17 protein-coding genes, 1 tRNA gene and 1 other annotated feature (1 of these 19 only partly in view) are annotated in these 17,618 nt (G+C 33.0%); of the genes, 4 read left to right on the top strand and 14 right to left on the bottom strand.

Features of this window, described 5'->3' with window-relative positions; genetic code table 11:
* Nucleotides 1-14: a binding site (T-box leader), on the bottom strand (it extends 189 nt beyond the left edge of the window).
* A gap of 57 nt (nt 15-71) precedes the next feature.
* The 6 genes from QM017_RS04045 to QM017_RS04020 form a co-directional block, all read right to left on the bottom strand.
* Nucleotides 72-401 carry a helix-turn-helix domain-containing protein gene (locus QM017_RS04045; RefSeq protein WP_282708938.1) on the bottom strand — a complete coding sequence of 110 codons (330 nt, stop codon included), beginning with the start codon at nt 399-401 and terminating at the stop codon, nt 72-74.
* A gap of 76 nt (nt 402-477) precedes the next feature.
* Complete coding sequence (locus QM017_RS04040; RefSeq protein WP_178197354.1) at nt 478-972, bottom strand: HD domain-containing protein; 495 nt, start codon at nt 970-972, stop codon at nt 478-480.
* 129 nt (nt 973-1,101) lie between these two features.
* A complete protein-coding gene (locus QM017_RS04035; RefSeq protein WP_282708937.1) occupies nt 1,102-1,863 on the bottom strand; it encodes an RNA methyltransferase in 762 nt (253 codons plus the stop codon).
* Nucleotides 1,864-1,887: 24 nt separating this feature from the next.
* Nucleotides 1,888-2,541 carry a hypothetical protein gene (locus tag QM017_RS04030; RefSeq protein ID WP_178197350.1) on the bottom strand — a complete coding sequence of 218 codons (654 nt, stop codon included), beginning with the start codon at nt 2,539-2,541 and terminating at the stop codon, nt 1,888-1,890.
* 90 nt (nt 2,542-2,631) lie between these two features.
* Nucleotides 2,632-3,882: an ABC transporter permease gene (locus QM017_RS04025; protein ID WP_282708936.1), complete on the bottom strand. Its 1,251-nt coding sequence runs from the start codon at nt 3,880-3,882 to the stop codon at nt 2,632-2,634.
* Nucleotides 3,872-4,777 carry an ABC transporter ATP-binding protein gene (locus QM017_RS04020; protein WP_282708935.1) on the bottom strand — a complete coding sequence of 302 codons (906 nt, stop codon included), beginning with the start codon at nt 4,775-4,777 and terminating at the stop codon, nt 3,872-3,874. The genes QM017_RS04025 and QM017_RS04020 overlap by 11 nt, the downstream gene beginning before the upstream one ends.
* 200 nt (nt 4,778-4,977) lie before the next feature.
* Between QM017_RS04020 and QM017_RS04015 the strand changes: the two genes are divergently transcribed.
* A tRNA-Arg gene (locus QM017_RS04015) sits at nt 4,978-5,051 on the top strand.
* Nucleotides 5,052-5,222: 171 nt separating this feature from the next.
* Nucleotides 5,223-6,512, top strand: a complete 1,290-nt coding sequence (locus QM017_RS04010; protein WP_282708737.1) for an ISL3 family transposase — start codon at nt 5,223-5,225, stop codon at nt 6,510-6,512.
* Between the two features lie 241 nt (nt 6,513-6,753).
* On the opposite strand, the gene QM017_RS04005 is transcribed toward QM017_RS04010, so the two are convergent.
* The 4 genes from QM017_RS04005 to QM017_RS03990 form a co-directional block, all read right to left on the bottom strand.
* Nucleotides 6,754-7,212 (bottom strand): hypothetical protein, encoded by a 459-nt coding sequence (locus QM017_RS04005; RefSeq protein ID WP_178197346.1) that lies wholly within the window; start codon nt 7,210-7,212, stop codon nt 6,754-6,756.
* Between the two features lie 15 nt (nt 7,213-7,227).
* The gene (locus QM017_RS04000; protein WP_178197344.1) at nt 7,228-8,217 is read right to left on the bottom strand and encodes a hypothetical protein; all 990 of its coding nucleotides are present in this window, start codon (nt 8,215-8,217) and stop codon (nt 7,228-7,230) included.
* A complete protein-coding gene (locus tag QM017_RS03995; RefSeq protein ID WP_178197342.1) occupies nt 8,210-9,100 on the bottom strand; it encodes an exonuclease SbcC in 891 nt (296 codons plus the stop codon). Before QM017_RS03995 ends, QM017_RS04000 begins: the two co-directional genes overlap by 8 nt.
* A 293-nt stretch (nt 9,101-9,393) precedes the next feature.
* A complete protein-coding gene (locus QM017_RS03990) occupies nt 9,394-10,560 on the bottom strand; it encodes a hydroxymethylglutaryl-CoA synthase (RefSeq protein WP_282708934.1) in 1,167 nt (388 codons plus the stop codon).
* Between the two features lie 140 nt (nt 10,561-10,700).
* Between QM017_RS03990 and QM017_RS03985 the strand changes: the two genes are divergently transcribed.
* The gene (locus QM017_RS03985; protein WP_282708933.1) at nt 10,701-10,976 is read left to right on the top strand and encodes an acylphosphatase; all 276 of its coding nucleotides are present in this window, start codon (nt 10,701-10,703) and stop codon (nt 10,974-10,976) included.
* Between the two features lie 148 nt (nt 10,977-11,124).
* Nucleotides 11,125-12,048, top strand: coding sequence for a membrane protein insertase YidC (gene yidC / locus QM017_RS03980; RefSeq protein ID WP_282708932.1), 924 nt, complete (start codon nt 11,125-11,127; stop codon nt 12,046-12,048).
* 249 nt (nt 12,049-12,297) lie between these two features.
* Here yidC and QM017_RS03975 read toward each other — a convergent pair whose 3' ends face one another.
* The 4 genes from QM017_RS03975 to clpX all read right to left on the bottom strand — a co-directional run bounded on the left by QM017_RS03975 (nt 12,298) and on the right by clpX (nt 17,590).
* Entirely contained in the window at nt 12,298-13,797 is a 1,500-nt protein-coding gene (locus QM017_RS03975; protein ID WP_178197334.1) for an ATP-binding protein, read from the bottom strand.
* Entirely contained in the window at nt 13,794-14,501 is a 708-nt protein-coding gene (locus QM017_RS03970; RefSeq protein WP_282708931.1) for a response regulator transcription factor, read from the bottom strand. The genes QM017_RS03975 and QM017_RS03970 overlap by 4 nt, the downstream gene beginning before the upstream one ends.
* Before the next feature lie 304 nt (nt 14,502-14,805).
* Nucleotides 14,806-16,230: an NADP-dependent phosphogluconate dehydrogenase gene (gene gndA / locus QM017_RS03965; protein WP_178197330.1), complete on the bottom strand. Its 1,425-nt coding sequence runs from the start codon at nt 16,228-16,230 to the stop codon at nt 14,806-14,808.
* A gap of 121 nt (nt 16,231-16,351) precedes the next feature.
* Nucleotides 16,352-17,590 (bottom strand): ATP-dependent Clp protease ATP-binding subunit ClpX, encoded by a 1,239-nt coding sequence (clpX, locus tag QM017_RS03960; RefSeq protein ID WP_282708930.1) that lies wholly within the window; start codon nt 17,588-17,590, stop codon nt 16,352-16,354.
* Nucleotides 17,591-17,618: the final 28 nt, after the last annotated feature.

Here is a 17,618-nt window from a genome sequence, read left to right as displayed (position 1 = left end):
ATCTACGCTCTTAATATTATAGTTTTTAGTTTAAACGCTAAATCAATCAACGTCAACCCTTGAATTTATGCTTAAGAGCAAGAATACCATTTTTCTGCCCAAGCATGTACTGCATCCATAATTTGCTTTAAATCTTCACCACGTGGCGTTAAACAATAACACATTCGGCACCCTTGATCAGATGCAACTTTTTGCACTAACTCCTCATTTTCAAGTTCTTTTAAGCGCTCGGTCAAGACGCGGTCGCTACATTTATCAATTTTTTGTGCTAAATCTTTAAAACGTTGTGGTCCTTCAGTCAATAAGACTTCGATAATTAAACCATTCCATTTCTTACCTAAAATTCCAAAAGTCTTTTCAAATTTTGGACACATTTTAAAAGTGTTTTTTTGTTCTATCATGATTTTTCTCTCCCCATCTTAATTTAAAAAGGTTCGTTCCTTTAAAATGGTGACGAACCTTCGCTAAACATTTATCTTAATGTATCGATGCTTTATTTAAAACAGTAACATATTTCTTTAGCAAATGCCCTGTATATTCTTCTGTTGCAGAATACTTATCAACTAACGAAACAATGACACCTTCTAAATGCTTAGGTGGATAAATCGTAGCTCCCCACATATGTTTAATTATAATATCTTTTTCTAAAGAACTTAACTTTGTTAATTTTTCGGCGTTACGCAACGCAATTCGTGGATGCACAAAGGCATGTGTTCCTCGATCAAACTTGGTTACACGCCAATCATAATAAAACAAGTCATGTAATATACCAGCACGTGCAACTGCTTTAGCATCTAAGTGGAATTTTTTAGCTAATTTATAACTTAAATATGAAACCGTAATACTGTGTTCTAATCTAGTCGTATGGTGATGTTGCATGTAATTGCTCAATTTCTTAACTTCTGGTTTACTCAAAAGGTCGCTAACATAGCTCATATACTCTTGATCCTTACGCCATTCATTGTTCTTCATCTATGCTATTTTACCTCACTTGTTACTATTAATAATCCAGTACACTTCTTAATGGTATCATACTACCTTCATTTACTAGTGACAACTAAAAAACATCATAAAGCAAGAATCATTAAAGAAATTTAACAATCAACGTTTTAATTTAAACATTAAAATTCCTGCAGCCACTGCTACATTTAACGATTCTGCTTGTCCTTTGATTGGAATATATAGATTTAAAGAAGTTTGTTTTAAAAGCTCAAGGCTCATTCCATTTCCTTCATTACCCATGATCAAAGCAAAATCGCTATATTGTCCCACTTGATCATAACTTCTTGCATCTTGATTTAATTCTGTTCCAAAAACCGGTAAGTTTTTAGCTTGAAAAGCATCTATCCATTCGATTAAAGACGCCTTTACTAAATGCAAATGAAACTGACTTCCCTGCATCGCACGTGTAACTTTTGGTTGGTATGGATCTGCGGTATTTTCTCCAAAAACAACTCCACTAAAACCTGCTGCATCTGCAGTTCGAACCATTGTTCCAATGTTTCCTGGATCTTGTACCCCATCTAAAAATAGCCATGCTCCAGTTGCTTGTTTAGGAATCAACTGCGTTTTAGGCAACTTAACAGTCACAAAAATTCCCTGAGGACTAGGTGTTTGACTTAAAATTTTAGCAATCTCAGGCGTAATTTGAAAAACATCTAAATTTTCTAAATCTACTTGCTCTGGCCAAATAAAATCATTAGTTACAATTACTTGCAAAATTTCTGCTTGAGCAACAAAGGCTTCTTTGACTAGATGCCAACCTTCTAATAAATAACGCTCTTGGTTCAAACGTCCTTTTTTCGTGCTTAATTTTTTCCATTCTTTAACGTTAGGATTAGCTGGTGCCGTAATTATTTTCATTATATTTTTCTCCTACTCACAAAGTTACAGATGTAAACTCAAACGTAAAACTTGCTTTGTTTTTTGAGATTGTAATCGACCACAAATTATATCAGCACGATATCTATGACAAAGTTTAATCAAAGTTTGATGATTTAACCATTGCTGTGCATCGCATTGAAAAACAATTGTTACCAAGTTGAGTTTAGCATCAAAAAAGGTCTTAGTATATCTTACTAAAAATGCATCATTTTTTAAACTCTCACTAATAAATTCTGTCATATTACGTGCGGCTATCGTCAATAAATTAGAACAAAAAGCTAACAAGTCTTTTTTATTAGTGAAACCAAAAAGTGGATTGCCAAAAAACTGTCGTAACTTTATTTCCTCTAAAGCTGCACAATCAACATATCTGAAGCTTTGCTTGGTAAAGGTTTGCCTTGCTTCATCTAATTTGCCCATCAGCAACGCAATATAAAAATGATTAGCTTGTAACTTTTGACCGCGAATCGCTAAAAAGGCCTCTAAATCATCGATTTTTTCATGCCAACCCTCACTTATCAAAATTTCTAAGGTAAAAACTCGAACATGTATATCAGGATTATCTTGATGAGCTAATTCATTTTCAGCGATATAATGCTCCAATTTACGTGCTACATACCGTTCACATGCCAAGCGTTCACTAAACTTTTTTACCATACCTTCACCACCTTGAACGTCTTACTTTTATTATACCGCTTAGCTAATTTTAAGTCTAAAAAAGATCAGACATTTGCCTGATCTATACCTTTATTTTTCATTTTTCATCAATGCTATACTATCTTTTAGCGCAGCCCAGACACCTTTTTGATTGTAAATCAAAACATTTGATTTATACATTTTAGCTGAAAAAATTGTCAATACTATCAATGTTATGATGCTTAAGCCTAAAGAACAAATATTTTCAACTGGACTAACTACACCATTTGCTAAACGAATCGGTTCAACAAATGATGATAAAAATGGCACATAACCACAAATCTGAACTAAAATATTATCTGGTTTATTAGCACCTAATACCAAACCAACTAAATAGCCAATTAAACTTAAATATGTTACTGGTACAATTGCTTTAGCCGTATCCTCCGAGCGATTAACCAACGAACCACATAAAGCAGCTAATACGCTATACAATAAACAACCGATAAATACATATGCAATAACTAATCCTAAAAATCCAGGTGTAAAACCAGAAAAATTAAAATTTAAATTCAATTGTTCTAAAGTGTCGCGTTTAACTAAATAAAATCCGCCATACAACACAAGCAATATCGCAAACTGTGTTATAGCTGACAAAAGCACACCTAAAAGCTTACCATAAAAATGCGTTTGTGCCTTAACGCTTGATAAAATTACTTCCATGATACGCATACCTTTTTCGCTAGCAATCTCTTGAGCAATAATTTGTGCATAAGTCATGATGATAATAAAAGCAATGATACAAGCTGCATAGCCAATCGCAAACCTTGTACCCGAATTATCTTTGCTAGCTTTTACTTGACCATTATCATCATAGCGAATCATCTGGTTTTGTACGATTACTGGCTCAGATAAACTGGCAACTTGCTGACTAGTCAAATTCAAAGAACGTGCACGTAAACTAGATTGAAGCATTGTCAAACTTTGAGTCAAACTATTCTTTAAAGTATTTCCAGGTGATTCTTCACCATACAAAGTTGCATTAATTTTATCTTGTTTAACGTCTAAAACTAAGTAATAATCAAGTTTATCGTTTTTAATTTCTGTTTGAGCTTGTTTAATAGAATTAACTTGTTTAAATTTATAATCATCGTTTTTAAATTGTTTAACAGCCTGTACTACTTGTGTTTGTTGACTATAAATACCAATTTTTTGCGCACTAGAAGCCTTAGTAAAAAACTCCATCCCCATATAACCTAATATCAATAAAATTATCGGGGCCAGTATCATAATGATAAAAGAAGGTGATTTAATCGTCTTTTTATATACATCCAGTGCAACAATCCAAAGCTTAGAATTCATTTGGCTCACCTGCCTTAATCTTAAATATTTCTTCTAACGTTGGCGGCTGTTGACTAAACATCGGAATATAACCATCTTTAGTTACATAAGCAAAGATTTCAGGCCCTGCGTTAGGATCACTTAATGTTATATCAAAACTGCCATTAGCCAATATTTCAACAGATTTAACAGCTGGAAAGGCCAATAGTTCCTCTTTAGTAACTGGTGCTTGTAAATATAGTTTTGTTTTACCAAAGCTTTCGCGAATCTCACTGACTTTACCGTTTAAAACGGGTTGCCCATTACGAATCATTACCAAATGATCACACAATTTTTCAACATTATTCATGTTATGACTTGAAAATAATACACAAGCACCCTTTTTCTTGAGTTCCAAAATACCATCCATCAAAATATCAGCATTAACTGGGTCTAACCCGCTGAATGGCTCATCTAAAATTACTAATTTAGGTTCATGAATCAAAGTCGCAATCAATTGTACTTTTTGTTGATTACCCTTAGACAACATCTTGACTTTATCGTTTTTTTTGCCTTTAACTTTAAATCGCTCTAACCAACCATCAATTTGTGGCTCAATTTCTGCACGTGTCTTTCCTCGCAAACCCGCAAAATATAAAAGTTGATCACGAATAGTTGTCTTAGGATACAAGCCACGCTCTTCTGGTAAATAACCAATTATATCATTACTCACTTGTTTTAAGGGCTGACCATTCCATAAAACTTCACCCTCATTTGCCTTTAAAAAATCTAAAATTAATCTAAAAGTTGTTGTCTTGCCAGCTCCATTTTGGCCAATCAAACCAAAAATGCAACCGTCATCAATTTTGAACGATAGATGATTTACTGCGGTATAGTCTCCAAATTGTTTCACTAAATTTTTAACTTCTAAAACCACGTTATCACATCCTTTCTTTTTTATGAAAAGCATAACAAAAAAAGAAATCGCAAGCAAGATTACTTTTTTCTTATTTTATTAAAATAATGATTGACGTCACTTATAGTTAAAGTAAGATTTTATTTTTAAAACAAATAATTTTATTTTTTAAATATTGTTTGACAACTTCTCTTAGATGCCTTATAATAATTGATGTTGTTGGTTCGGTAGCTCAGCTGGATAGAGCATTCGCCTTCTAAGCGAACGGTCGTGAGTTCGAATCTCACCCGAATCACTTTTTGAGTCTTGGTTTATACCAAGACTTTTTTTAGGTTGTATAATATTTAGGACTGATAATGTAAAATTTTTTTGCATTACGGTCCTTCTTTTATTTTCTCCATTTTTACGGCAAAATAAAAGAGATGGCCCACAACGCCAATCTAATTAAAGAAAGGACACCATCTCTATGGATAATAATATCAAACTTTTACTTGGAATTACAGACCCTAATTTAACTATTGACCCTAAATATCAATATACTTCGTATATTGAAGAAAAAATTATTAAAAATAGTAAGGCTTTGCTCTGTCATCTATATTTGTCTTACCCTATGTATTGCCCTAATTGTAAAGCATTGATGTTACATAACGGCACTAAAGTAGTTAATAATATTCATCTTTCTTCTGCTGGTAAAAAGCTTGTGCTTTCTATAAGAAAACAGAAGTATCTGTGTCCTGAGTGCAAAAAGACTGCGACAGCTAAATTTAAAGATACTAACTATCATGATCATTTTTCTAATGCTGTTAAAGCCAAACTTGTACGTGATTTAAGTCTATCCAGACCTATGTGTGAAATTGCTGCGGACTCTTTTACATCTTCAAACACAATTATTAGATCTTTAGAGAATGTAGAAAATAATTTTAAAGTCAATTGTAACTGGCTTCCTAGTCACTTATCCTTAGATGACTTCAAATCTGGTAAAAGATTTTCATCTAGTGGTATGAGTATGTGTTTAATCAACGCAGTCAATCATCGGATTATAGATATAATTCCTGAAAGAAATAATAAATTCCTTAGGAATTATTTCATTCAATATAGTTACAAAGCTAGATTATCAGTAATGACTATAACTGTTGACTTATATGCACCTTACCGCAGTTTGATTAAGGAGCTATTCCCTAATGCATTTATTATTGCAGATAAATTTCATGTGGTTACACAGGCATATACAGCTATGAATAAAATTAGAATTAGGGTTATGAAAGAATATGGAGCTGGAACCCATGAGTATCGAGCTTTGAAACGTTTTTGGAAACTACTTCTAAAAAATCAAGATGATGTTGATTATCATCGATATTATCCAAGGATAAATTTTAAATACGCTGAATTAAGCGATTCTGAAGTTTTAGATCGTTTATTTGATATGTCTTCTGAATTGAAAACAGCCTATGAATATTATCAGTTACTTCTACAAATGTACCGTAAAAACAGTTGTCAATTACTAAATTTATTAACTGATACAGTTTCTTGGAATCCTCCACCAGAAATGAGACAAGCTTTAAAAACTATCAAGAAGCATAAGGCAGAAATAGAAAATAGTTTTGTTTTACCTAGACTTACCAATGGTCCTATTGAAGGCGTCAATAATCACATTAAAGTAATTAAGCGTATAGCCTATGGCTATAATAATTTTAAGCATTTTAGACTCAGGATTCTGCTTTCGCTAAAAAATAATGTAATTTTCTTCTCCACCTAAAACAAAAAAACTATTAGACTTCCATCTAATAGTTTAAAAATAATAATTAAAATTTTGGCATCAGTCCTTTTTGACAAAGAACCTTTTTTTATTTCTCAAGAACTGATAGACTTTTTATCAATCCTTATTTTGGATAAAAAAAGACCTCTTTACAAGAAATTTCCTATAAAGAGGACAAATTAATGTCTTGCTTTTTTAGCAAATAAACCTATCGAGCTGATCTGACAAAGAGTTTTTTAGATTATTTAAATAACTTGTAGTATTCCTGCTCAACTTCATCCATATTCAAAGCTAATTCAACCATTCCAAATTTAATAACCATTCGCCAAGCTAGCGCAAAAGCTCTTTCTTGTCGTTGAAAATAACTTTTATTTAATTGTTCTTGAATGATTAAATAAAAGTTATTAAAAGAAGTTGCTGCCCATTTTTGCTGAAATTTTGCTAAGTCCTCAGGGGTCAATACCAATAAATATGTCCATTTTTTAGTATTTGCAATCTCTAAAAACAACTCCAATACCCGACAATATTGGGTACATATTTGCTTTTTATCTTGTTTAACTACACTAGCCAAATTCGCTAATTCTAAATTTAATTGAACATATTTTTCAGCTAATTGTTCTTCTGGGCTAAATTTAAACATCGGTAAAGTACTAGTTCGACTAACATAGCGCGCTACTGTACTCATATCTTTAATATTCATCTGTAACTAACATCCTTAAAAATATCGGTTATCACACATTAATTCTAAATCAGCTAAATTTTCTAAATACCAGTCATGCAAAAACTCATACTTAAATAACATCTTAAACCATGAAAATTCTTGATTTTCATCATCAATCATAATACCCCATTTAGTATTAAGTCCATCCTGGCTTTCTTGTTCACAAATAGTTAATTTGATATCACCTAAAACTAAAGATGCTTCATTGTTCAAGCCGTTTGTCAACATAAAACCTGCATCTGCTGCCTTAATAAACAACCGATCTAATGGTTTTTGTGGCATTTGCGTATGTGCAATCTCATAAAAGGCATTATTAGATGGATCAAGAAGACTAAAATCAACATCAAAACCATAGTCTTCTTTTAAATAACGTCCTAATGCTAACAATAGATCAGCTATTTCTTCAATAACTTCATACTCAAATTGTTGTGCATAGTTAATCACCAGTAAATCTGTTAGTGTTTGACTATTAAAGCGCAAAATTTTTCGTTCAAAATCTAAATAAAATAACTTTTGTCCAGTTTGTTTTTCAGTATAATAAGCACCCGAATTTTGATTATCTGTCGTAAAAATAAAATAACCTGCTGCACCTAAATTAGGATATTCATGATATAACTCATTATGTTGCTCGCTAGCAGCCAAAGTTACATTTTCATTTTTATGCAACTGTAATAAACGATTGAGGAAAATTAAATAAAAATCCGATAAACTATACTTTTGTAAATAAACAAGATATGCAGAATCTAACTGATAATTAACCAACTTCATTGCTGCTTGTAATAATTCAGTTGTATCATTAGTATTAATCAACACATCTAAGATACGGGTAAAATCAATACCATTTTCTAAGCTAGCCCGTAGTTGTTCGTTATAAGTCAACAAACGCCCTTTAGTACTTAATGAGGATTCAATATTTTCATTAACAAATTCTTCTTCAACAATATTTGTAGCAACTTCGAGATCTTGTGGTTTAGCTTTAGTCATTTACATTCACCTGCCCTTTTTTAGCAATTAGTTCGGCAATGTAATCCCGATATAAAATACGATTACTTTCTTCAAAACCTTCAAAACTCCCAAACTTAGCTACAATACTTTGCTTTTCATAGCCCAGTAATGTATTTTCTTTGGACAAGTTCAAAATTTCTTCTTGATAGTCACGGATCTTTTTGTGTGCATCATGAGCTTGTTCATCTAATTCTGTTAACTCGGATAGTTTTGCAATCAGACGTTGACGCTCTTCTTTTAACTTTCCTGTTTCCCAAGGCAAAGCTTTTTCTTGAGAATTACGTTTGATTTCATGACGTAAATTATCTTTTTGTTGATCACGTTGTTGTTGTGAATCAATTAAGCTTTGCAATTCATCAACTTTTGCTGATAATTGAGCAATCTTATCACTATTAATCATTTTATTTTGTGCTTCTAAAGCAAATGCCTGTGCTAATTTTTGATATTCGATTTCATCAAAATCAAATTTAACATTTAATACATCTAATGTTCCAAACAAACGTCTCCCCCACCAATTTCCAAAGTAAAAACGAAATTGGCCTGTTTGTGTTTCTTCAAAATAAAAGAACGGATAGCGTTGCCGTAAAAAGACAATTAAATTAGTACTCAAATAAGCGCTAAATTGTGTATAACTATCTGCAATTAAACGCTTATATGGTTCATCTGTATCAGTAACCTCATTTTGCAAAATTTCGCTTTGATAACGATTTTGATCAATTAATCGATATATCGCACAATCATCTTGCTTCGCAACTGCATCTGCTAATTCTTGTAAATATTGAAGTTTAGTACTTAATACATTAGCAAGATCATTTGTTGCTTTAGCATGATTGGCTAAAACAAACTGGTTTGAATCCGTCATATTTTTATCCCTCTTCAGTAAATCTTTTTTTCTTTATCTATATTGTTACAAAAAAAAGAGAGATAATCAAATACTAAATGAAAATTTTTTAAATGCTTAAACATTCCATTTGAATTGTTCGCGATGTTCGCGTAAATAACGACAAACACTTGCTCTATTTTCGTTATTAATACGTATCTTTAAATTTTTATTAAAAAACTTATCCATTTACTTCACCTCTTTCTAATCTTTAAAATACGCAAAAAAGTACGAAGTTTTTTTCTAACTTCGTACTTTTGATAATTTAATTAATTTTAACGTGCTAGATATTGGCGTTTATATTCTTTGACACCACTTAAAACGTATTTAGCTTGGTCTTTAGTTACATCTAGGCTAACATCTGCTTGATTAGTTGGTAATAACGAACTAAACAACTCTTCATATTCTTGCACGCTAACCTCTATACGCTGTTGTAAAAATTCTTGATTATCTGTTGCTTGTAAATAATCTTGATATCCAGGTTGCAAAAGTCCAGTGAAAAATTCGCCTTGTGCTCCAGAACCATAACTAAACAACCCTATACGATCACCTGCTTTTAAAGTTTTGCTATTATCAAGTAACGATAATAAGCTCAAATAAAGCGAGCCAGTATAAAGATTACCTACTTGCATGTTATATACACGCGATTCTTCAAAACGAGCCAACAGTTTTTGCGTAAGATCTTCTGGTTGTTCTTGTAAAGCTAAGCGTAGACTCTTTAAGCCCATCTTAGTATATGGTAAATGAAAGAGCAATGCTTCAAAATTCTTTAAATTCTTATTAGTCTTTGCTAAATAAGAATTAAATACCTTGATAAAAAAGTCCATATATGCATTAGCAGAAAACTTTCCATCAACCAATGCTTCACTAAAACCTAAAGGACGCCAAAAATCCATGATATTTTGCGCATATACTGCACTTTCATCTTCTAGCACTAAAAGCTTAGGATCTTTAGCAATCAAAATTGCCATTGCCCCGCCACCTTGTGTTGGTTCACCACCAGTATTAAGTCCGTAGCGTGAAATATCTGCACCAAAAATCAAAACCTTTTTATCGGGATTAAGTGCTACATATCCTTTAGCTAATTGAATAGCTGCAGTTGCAGCATAACACGCCTGTTTTAATTCCACAGCACGTAACTCTTTTTTTAAACCTAACAAATCGGCTACATAAATTGCTGCTGCTTTTGAATTATCAATACCCGACTCTGTTGCAAATAAAACCATATCGATTTTTTCTTTGTCTTCTGGAGTTAAGATCTTTTCTGCCGCATTAGCTGCCATTGTCACAACATCTTGCGTAGGCGGAATCACCGCCATCTTGCTTTGACCTATCCCAATTAAATACTTGTTAGGATCTTCATTGCGTGCATGGGCTAATTTCGCCATATCCACATAATATTGTGGCGTATAAAAGCCTAATTTGTCGATTCCGATCTTCATAATGTCTCCCCATTCTAAAAAATTAAGATATATTTGATTATATACCAATCTTTTGAATTCCGCACCATTCTTAATCTTATTTTTAAGAATTTGTAGTATAATTTATGATAAAGTTATTATTATTTTGAGGAGGAATTCATATGCCAGCAGTTCAAATGACAGTCAAAGGCTTGGTTCAAGGTGTCGGATTTCGTTATACGACTAAATTATTAGCGGATAAATTAGGAGTTACAGGATACGTTAAAAATTTAGATGATGGCGCTGTTTTTATTGTTGCACAAGCTCATCAACAAATCTTAGACCAATTTATCAGTGGGATAAAAGCTTCACCGACTCCTGCTGGTCGTGTCTCAGAAGTATTAATTGAAGATGTTGCTCCAAAAGATTATACTAAATTTTCTGTTACTTATTACTAATGATGGCTGTACTTGGCAAGTATTTGCCAAGTATTTTTTTGGAAATAAGTATAAAATGTCTAAAATTAAAATTACGTGAATGATTGAAAAAAATGCGTGCTTACAGTATAGTTATATTCAGAGTTTACTTTTCGAAAGGATTTGAATTATGAAAAAAACTAAATTATACAAGCTTATGCCTGTATTTTTGTTACTTCCACTTCTGTTGAGTGGCTGTGTTCAACGTACTAAATCAGGCAAACCTTATGGCTTTGTTTATGATCATTTGGCAATTCCTACGCAACACGCTTTAGAATGGCTAGCTAACGTCTTAGGTGGTAGTTATGGATGGTCTATCATTTTAATTACATTTATTGTTCGTTTAGTTTTGATGCCCATTATGTTAAAACAATCGCATAATGCCACTATCCAACAAGAAAAAATGGCTTCAATCCGGCCACAAATGATGGATATTCAAGAACGTCAAAAACGTGCCACCACACAAGAAGAAAAGATGGCTATTAGTCAGGAAATGATGGCCCTATATAAAGAAAATAACATATCTATGACCGGTGGTATTGGATGTTTACCGTTATTGATCCAAATGCCAATTTTTGCTGCTTTATATGCCGCTATCCAATACTCACCAGAACTTTCCAGTTCTGTCTTTTATGGTATTAACTTAGGTCAGCGTAGTCTATTTTTCGTGATCTTAACCGTCGTTATTTACGCATTACAAGGATGGCTAACTACATTAGGAATGCCTGAAGAACAAAAGAAACAAATGCAATCAATGATGCTTATCAATCCGGTTATGATGGCTTTCATGGCCTATGTTTCTCCCGCTGCATTAGGACTTTATTTCTTTGTAGGTGGAATCATTGCATGTATTCAAACTTTAATCATCAACGCTATGCGACCAAAGATTCGTCAAAAAGTTGCAGCTGAACTTAAAGCCAATCCACCTAAAAAAGTTGTTGCTAAAGTTACACCTACTAAACCAGTTTCATCAGCATCAAATAATCAAAAAACAGCTGATATGCACGCTAATAATCGCAAGCGCAACGCAGGAAAACAACAACGCCGTAAATAAGCTTTTAAGCAAATATTACGCTTTTTTATAACTCTGCATTTTTTAGGACTGCTAGAAATTCTAGCGGTCCTATTTTTTTAACAAACATACAAAAATACCAAAATCAATGCTTTTAAAAAGATTTTTAGTAAAATAAAAAAGCCCTCCTTACTGGCAAAACCAGTAAAGAGAACTCAAAAATCAAAATTACTAACTTTACTCTATCAATCCGATTGGCAAAGCGCATTTCATAAAAAACTATCTACAAGCTTAGTCATTTTCTTTGTTCATATTGAGTAATGGTAAGGTAATCTTAAAAATTGATCCTTGTCCAAAAACACTTTCAACAGTTAAATCGCCATGATAACCAGCAATCAAACGCTTAGCAATTGCTAAACCTAAACCGTTGCCACCTTGTTCACGGCTTCTTGACTTATCTACTCGATAAAATCTATCAAATACGCGAGTAATATCTTCTTTGGCTATTCCCTGACCAAAATCTTGTACCACAATTTCTACAAAACGTTCATTTTTAGCCATTGAAATTTGAATTTCCTTGCGTTCCCGTGAATATTTGACTGCATTGTCTAACAAGATAATCAATACTTGCTCTAAATGATTACGATAAATTTGCACAAAGGTTGGTCCTTTTAAGTCATCATCCATCAAAAAGACAAATTCTGGATGTATTAGCTTGAAATTTTCAAAAACTTGTAACCCTATAGACTGTATATCAGTAGTTTCATTAGCAAATTGAATTTCTACTTGTTCTGCACGAGAAAGATCTAACATTTCTTGAACTAAACTCTTCATTCGTTCAATTTCTTGTAACGATGCTTCAATTGAGTCATTTAAAACTTTAGGATCATCTTTGCCCCATCGATTCAACATATTTAAATGTCCTTGAATAATAGCGACTGGCGTACGTAATTCATGCGAAACATCTTCAACAAACTGTTGTTGTTGTAAGATATTTCGTTCCATCCGATCTAACATACTATTAAATAAAGTTCCCAGATCTGCTAACTCATCGTGTGTCCTAAACTCAGGAACACGTACATATGATAGCGCATTACCTTTTTCATCATTATTAATTTTACCAATTGTTTCATTTAAAGTATCAATTGGTCTAAGGAACCATGACGACAATCCATAACTTAACAAAGCAGCTGCAACCCCTGCAGTAATTCCAAACACAAAGAAAATTAACAATAACTTACCACGAGTCTTATCGTAATCATGCAAGCGATTAGTTACTTGCACATAGCCAATAACTTGATGTGTCAATCGCGAACGTACTTGTCTAGAAGTCACAAAAATGCTTTGCCCACTTTCCTTAGTCAAAGTATCATTATCTAATAAGGCCTTGGTAAACCTAACTGGAACATCACGCGAAGCAAAAATCAAATCCCCTGAGATATTATAAACACTCACTCCAAGATATTTACGTGAAAGAGTTGAAAATACTGCATCACTATAGATTCCTTCAGTATTTTTATCAACTGCCGTTTCATAATTTAAAACTTTTTTAACATCAGCAACTGTCAACTCAGCTTGATAATTTTCAAGACGTGCAACCGCTGTGTCTACTGCATTATGCGCATAATTTTCTTCTTGCTGTAAAAGTAAAGCAGAAAAACTTTGGTACAGCAGGATAAAAAAGACTGCAAATATTAAAACAACACCTAAGCCAGTAGCAATTGACCATTTAAACTTTAACGAAATAAATTTCTTATCTACCTCTGGTTGTTTTAAAATTATTCTTTTCATTTCTTATCTTCTCGCATCACATAGCCAGTTCCACGAACCGTTTGAATATAACTTTCATCTCCTGGACGATCAATTTTATTACGCAAATAACGGATATAAACATCTACAACATTCGTTTCAATTTGAGTTTCATATCCCCAAACCTTTTGCAATAATAAATCACGTGCTAATACAACATTGATATTTTCCATTAAAGTCAATAATAACTCATATTCACGTTTAGTTAGCTCAATTACTTCGTTACCACGACGAACAACATGATTTTCTTTTTCAATGCTTAAATCTTTATAAGTCACAATTGTTTGTTGTGTATCTTCACCTTGAGCTTGTTCATTTTCAAATTCAATTCGGCGGAAGATAGACCGAATGCGTGCTAATAATTCTTCAATAGCAAATGGTTTAACGATATAGTCATCAGCTCCATGATCTAAGCCAGCAACTCGATCAATAACCGAATCACGAGCAGTCATCATAATAATTGGTGTTTTTTTAACTTGACGAATCCGTCGACAAATTTCTAATCCATTTAAGCCTGGCACCATTAAATCTAGTAAAATGATGTCCCAATCATTATCTAATGCACTTTGTAAACCTTCTCTACCATCGACGAATTGCTCTACATAATACCCTTCATGCGTTAATTCAAGCGAAAGAAACTGAGATAGCCGTTCTTCATCTTCAATGATTAAAACCTTATTATTCATAAGCTATGCACTCCTATTAAGATTAATTAGTTTATTAAAAAAGCTTCATATTCTTCTCAATTTTAACATTTTAGCATAATAATTCCTATTCCAACAACTTAATTTTTTTAATTTAAAATATATGAATTATTAATTTTCCATAATTGCTATATCTTATAGAGTATTATATCAATTTTCAGACATATACTTTATTATGTTCAATTAATTGTTCCTTATGCTATAAAATGAATTTGACTGTTAAATTAAATATCCCAGAAAGAACCTAAAAAGATACCTTCTGGGATATTTATTTAATAATATCTAATTATTCTTCATGATACCAAGAGTAATGATAGATACCTTCTTTATCGGTTCTTTCATAAGTGTGTGCTCCAAAGTAATCACGTTGAGCTTGGATAATATTAGCTGGCAACACAGCAGAACGATATTGATCATAGTATGTGATTGCACTAGTAAAGCAAGGGCAAGCCACACCTGCTTTAATTGCTAAAGATGCAACTTCACGCACTGCATCTTGGTAATTAGCAGCAATTTGTGTGAAATATTCATCTAACAACAAGTTTTTCAACTCTGGATTACGTTCGAATGCATCTGTAATTTTTTGTAAAAATTGTGCTCGAATTATACAACCTTCACGCCAAATTTTAGCCAAATCACCAAAACGTAAATTCCAATCATAATGTTCCGATGCAACGCGTAATTGTTCGAAACCTTGTGCATAACTCATAATCTTGCTAAAGTACAGTGCTTGACGAATCTTTTCAATAAATTCTTTTTTATCTAATTGACTAGCATCAAAGACTGCTGGTTTAGCCAAGACCTTACTTGCAGCTACACGTTCATTTTTAAAGGTTGAAATGTACCGAGCATAAACAGATTCAGTAATCAAAGATTGTGGAACACCTAGTTCTAATGCACTTTGTGAACTCCATTTACCTGTTCCTTTATTTCCTGCACAGTCTAAAATCATATCAACAATTGGATTATCTGTGCCTTCATCATCTTTTCGTGTTAAAATTTCAGCTGTGATATCAATCAAATAGCTGCTAAGCTCGCCTTGCTTCCACTCGTTAAAGATATCTGCAATTTCTTCAACGGATAGACCTAACACATTGCGCAAAAGATCATAACTTTCCGCAATTAATTCCATATCACCATATTCTATTCCATTATGAACCATTTTAACATAATGGCCGGCCCCATTTGGTCCAATATAGGTCACACAAGATTGTCCATCTTCTGCTTTAGCAGCAATCTTATCTAAGATTGGTGCAACCAAATCATAAGCTTCTTTTTGTCCACCAGGCATCAAGGAAGGTCCTTCTAAGGCACCTTTTTCACCGCCAGAAACACCCATACCAATGAAATTAATATCTGAATTATCTAATTCAGCATTACGACGCATTGTATCTTCAAAGAAGGTATTTCCGCCATCAATTAACACATCACCTTTATCTAAGTAAGGTAATAGACTCTTAATGGTTGCATCAGTTGCAGCGCCTGCTTTAACCATCAAGATAATTCTTCTAGGTTTTTCTAAAGAAGCAACGAAATCTTCAATAGTATAACTTGCAACCAAGTTTTTATCCGGATGATCTTCAATTACTTCTTTTGTTTTTGCACCTGTTCTATTGAAAATTGCAACGGTATAGCCACGACTTTCGATGTTTAACGCAAGGTTTTTACCCATCACAGCCATACCGACAACCCCGATTTGTGGTTTATTCATTTTCGCAGAACCTCCCAAATATCTTATTGTTTCTTATTTATCTTACCAAAAAAACTAATAAATTAAAAGGTAGATTTAACAATAAAAAGTGCGTTAAAAACAACTCTTAACGCACTTTAGTTTAATTTGTGACATCTTTTTTGATAAGTATTGGTTTAGACTTATCATCGACCGTCTCTTTTGTAATTACTACTTTAGCAACATCTTTTTGATCAGGAATATCAAACATCACATCGCGCATCGTATGTTCTATAATGGACCGCAATCCACGTGCACCCGTATTGCGTTTTAAAGCAAGATTTGCTATTTCTTGTAAAGCTTCCTGTTCAAAGTCTAATTGAACACCATCAAGCTCAACTAACTTTTTATATTGCTTAACCAAAGCATTTTTAGGCTCGGTCAAGATACGTACCAAATCTTCTTTAGTTAATTTTTCCAAAGCAGTTAAAATCGGCAAGCGTCCAATAAATTCCGGAATTAAACCAAACTTCAATAAATCTTCTGGAATGATTTGTTGCATTAAGCTCTTGGTTTCATCATATTTTTGTTTAGAATCCACCCCAAATCCAATGGTTTTATCACCTAAGCGATTTTTAACCATCGTTTCAATTCCATCAAATGCTCCACCAACAATAAATAAAATATTAGTTGTATCGATTTGAATAAATTCCTGTTGTGGATGCTTTCTTCCGCCCTGAGGTGGAACGTTTGCCACTGTACCTTCTAAAATTTTAAGCAATGCTTGTTGCACACCTTCACCAGAAACATCTCGTGTAATCGAAACATTTTCGCTTTTCTTAGCAATCTTATCAATTTCATCGATATAAATGATTCCTCGTTGTGCTCTTTGTACATCATAATCAGCATTTTGTAACAGTTTTAGTAAAATATTTTCAACGTCTTCTCCAACATAACCTGCTTCCGTTAATGTTGTTGCATCAGCAATTGCAAATGGCACATTTAAGATACGTGCCAAACTTTGTGCTAAAAATGTCTTACCTGAGCCAGTTGGTCCTACTAAACAAATGTTACTTTTTTGTAATTCTGTTTCATCATCGCTCAAACTAGCATTGATACGCTTGTAATGATTATAAACGGCCACTGCTAATGTTTTTTTGGCTTCTTCTTGTCCAATCACATATTCATTTAAAATATCAACAATTTCTTTTGGAGTTGGAATATCTGTTAACTCGCGTGCAGCTTGTTCTTTATTTTCAGTATTAATAATCGATTGTGCAAGTGCTACACATTCGTCACAAATGTATACGCCAGGACCAGAAATCATGCTTTTTACCTGTGCTTCCGCTTTACCACAAAATGAGCATGCGATTGGTTCACCATTGTCCATATCTTCGTACATAAAAATCACCCTTGCATAATAATTACTT

The sequence above is a fragment of the Ligilactobacillus sp. Marseille-Q7487 genome, from assembly GCF_949152225.1.
Taxonomy (GTDB): Bacteria; Bacillota; Bacilli; order Lactobacillales; family Lactobacillaceae; genus Ligilactobacillus.
This window is presented reverse-complemented; position numbering and strand designations above follow the sequence as displayed.

Bases quoted from the DNA above. Each gene is read 5' to 3' on its own strand.
- QM017_RS03970 (WP_282708931.1), bottom strand. From the start codon at position 14,501: ATGAATAATAAGGTTTTAATCATTGAAGATGAAGAACGGCTATCTCAG.
- QM017_RS04045 (WP_282708938.1), bottom strand. From the start codon at position 401: ATGATAGAACAAAAAAACACTTTTAAAATGTGTCCAAAATTTGAAAAG.
- QM017_RS03985 (WP_282708933.1), top strand. From the start codon at position 10,701: ATGCCAGCAGTTCAAATGACAGTCAAAGGCTTGGTTCAAGGTGTCGGA.
- clpX (WP_282708930.1), bottom strand. From the start codon at position 17,590: ATGTACGAAGATATGGACAATGGTGAACCAATCGCATGCTCATTTTGT.
- QM017_RS03975 (WP_178197334.1), bottom strand. From the start codon at position 13,797: ATGAAAAGAATAATTTTAAAACAACCAGAGGTAGATAAGAAATTTATT.
- QM017_RS04040 (WP_178197354.1), bottom strand. From the start codon at position 972: ATGAAGAACAATGAATGGCGTAAGGATCAAGAGTATATGAGCTATGTT.
- gndA (WP_178197330.1), bottom strand. From the start codon at position 16,230: ATGAATAAACCACAAATCGGGGTTGTCGGTATGGCTGTGATGGGTAAA.
- QM017_RS03990 (WP_282708934.1), bottom strand. From the start codon at position 10,560: ATGAAGATCGGAATCGACAAATTAGGCTTTTATACGCCACAATATTAT.
- QM017_RS04025 (WP_282708936.1), bottom strand. From the start codon at position 3,882: ATGAATTCTAAGCTTTGGATTGTTGCACTGGATGTATATAAAAAGACG.
- QM017_RS04030 (WP_178197350.1), bottom strand. From the start codon at position 2,541: ATGGTAAAAAAGTTTAGTGAACGCTTGGCATGTGAACGGTATGTAGCA.
- QM017_RS03995 (WP_178197342.1), bottom strand. From the start codon at position 9,100: ATGACGGATTCAAACCAGTTTGTTTTAGCCAATCATGCTAAAGCAACA.
- yidC (WP_282708932.1), top strand. From the start codon at position 11,125: ATGAAAAAAACTAAATTATACAAGCTTATGCCTGTATTTTTGTTACTT.
- QM017_RS04005 (WP_178197346.1), bottom strand. From the start codon at position 7,212: ATGAATATTAAAGATATGAGTACAGTAGCGCGCTATGTTAGTCGAACT.
- QM017_RS04000 (WP_178197344.1), bottom strand. From the start codon at position 8,217: ATGACTAAAGCTAAACCACAAGATCTCGAAGTTGCTACAAATATTGTT.
- QM017_RS04035 (WP_282708937.1), bottom strand. From the start codon at position 1,863: ATGAAAATAATTACGGCACCAGCTAATCCTAACGTTAAAGAATGGAAA.
- QM017_RS04010 (WP_282708737.1), top strand. From the start codon at position 5,223: ATGGATAATAATATCAAACTTTTACTTGGAATTACAGACCCTAATTTA.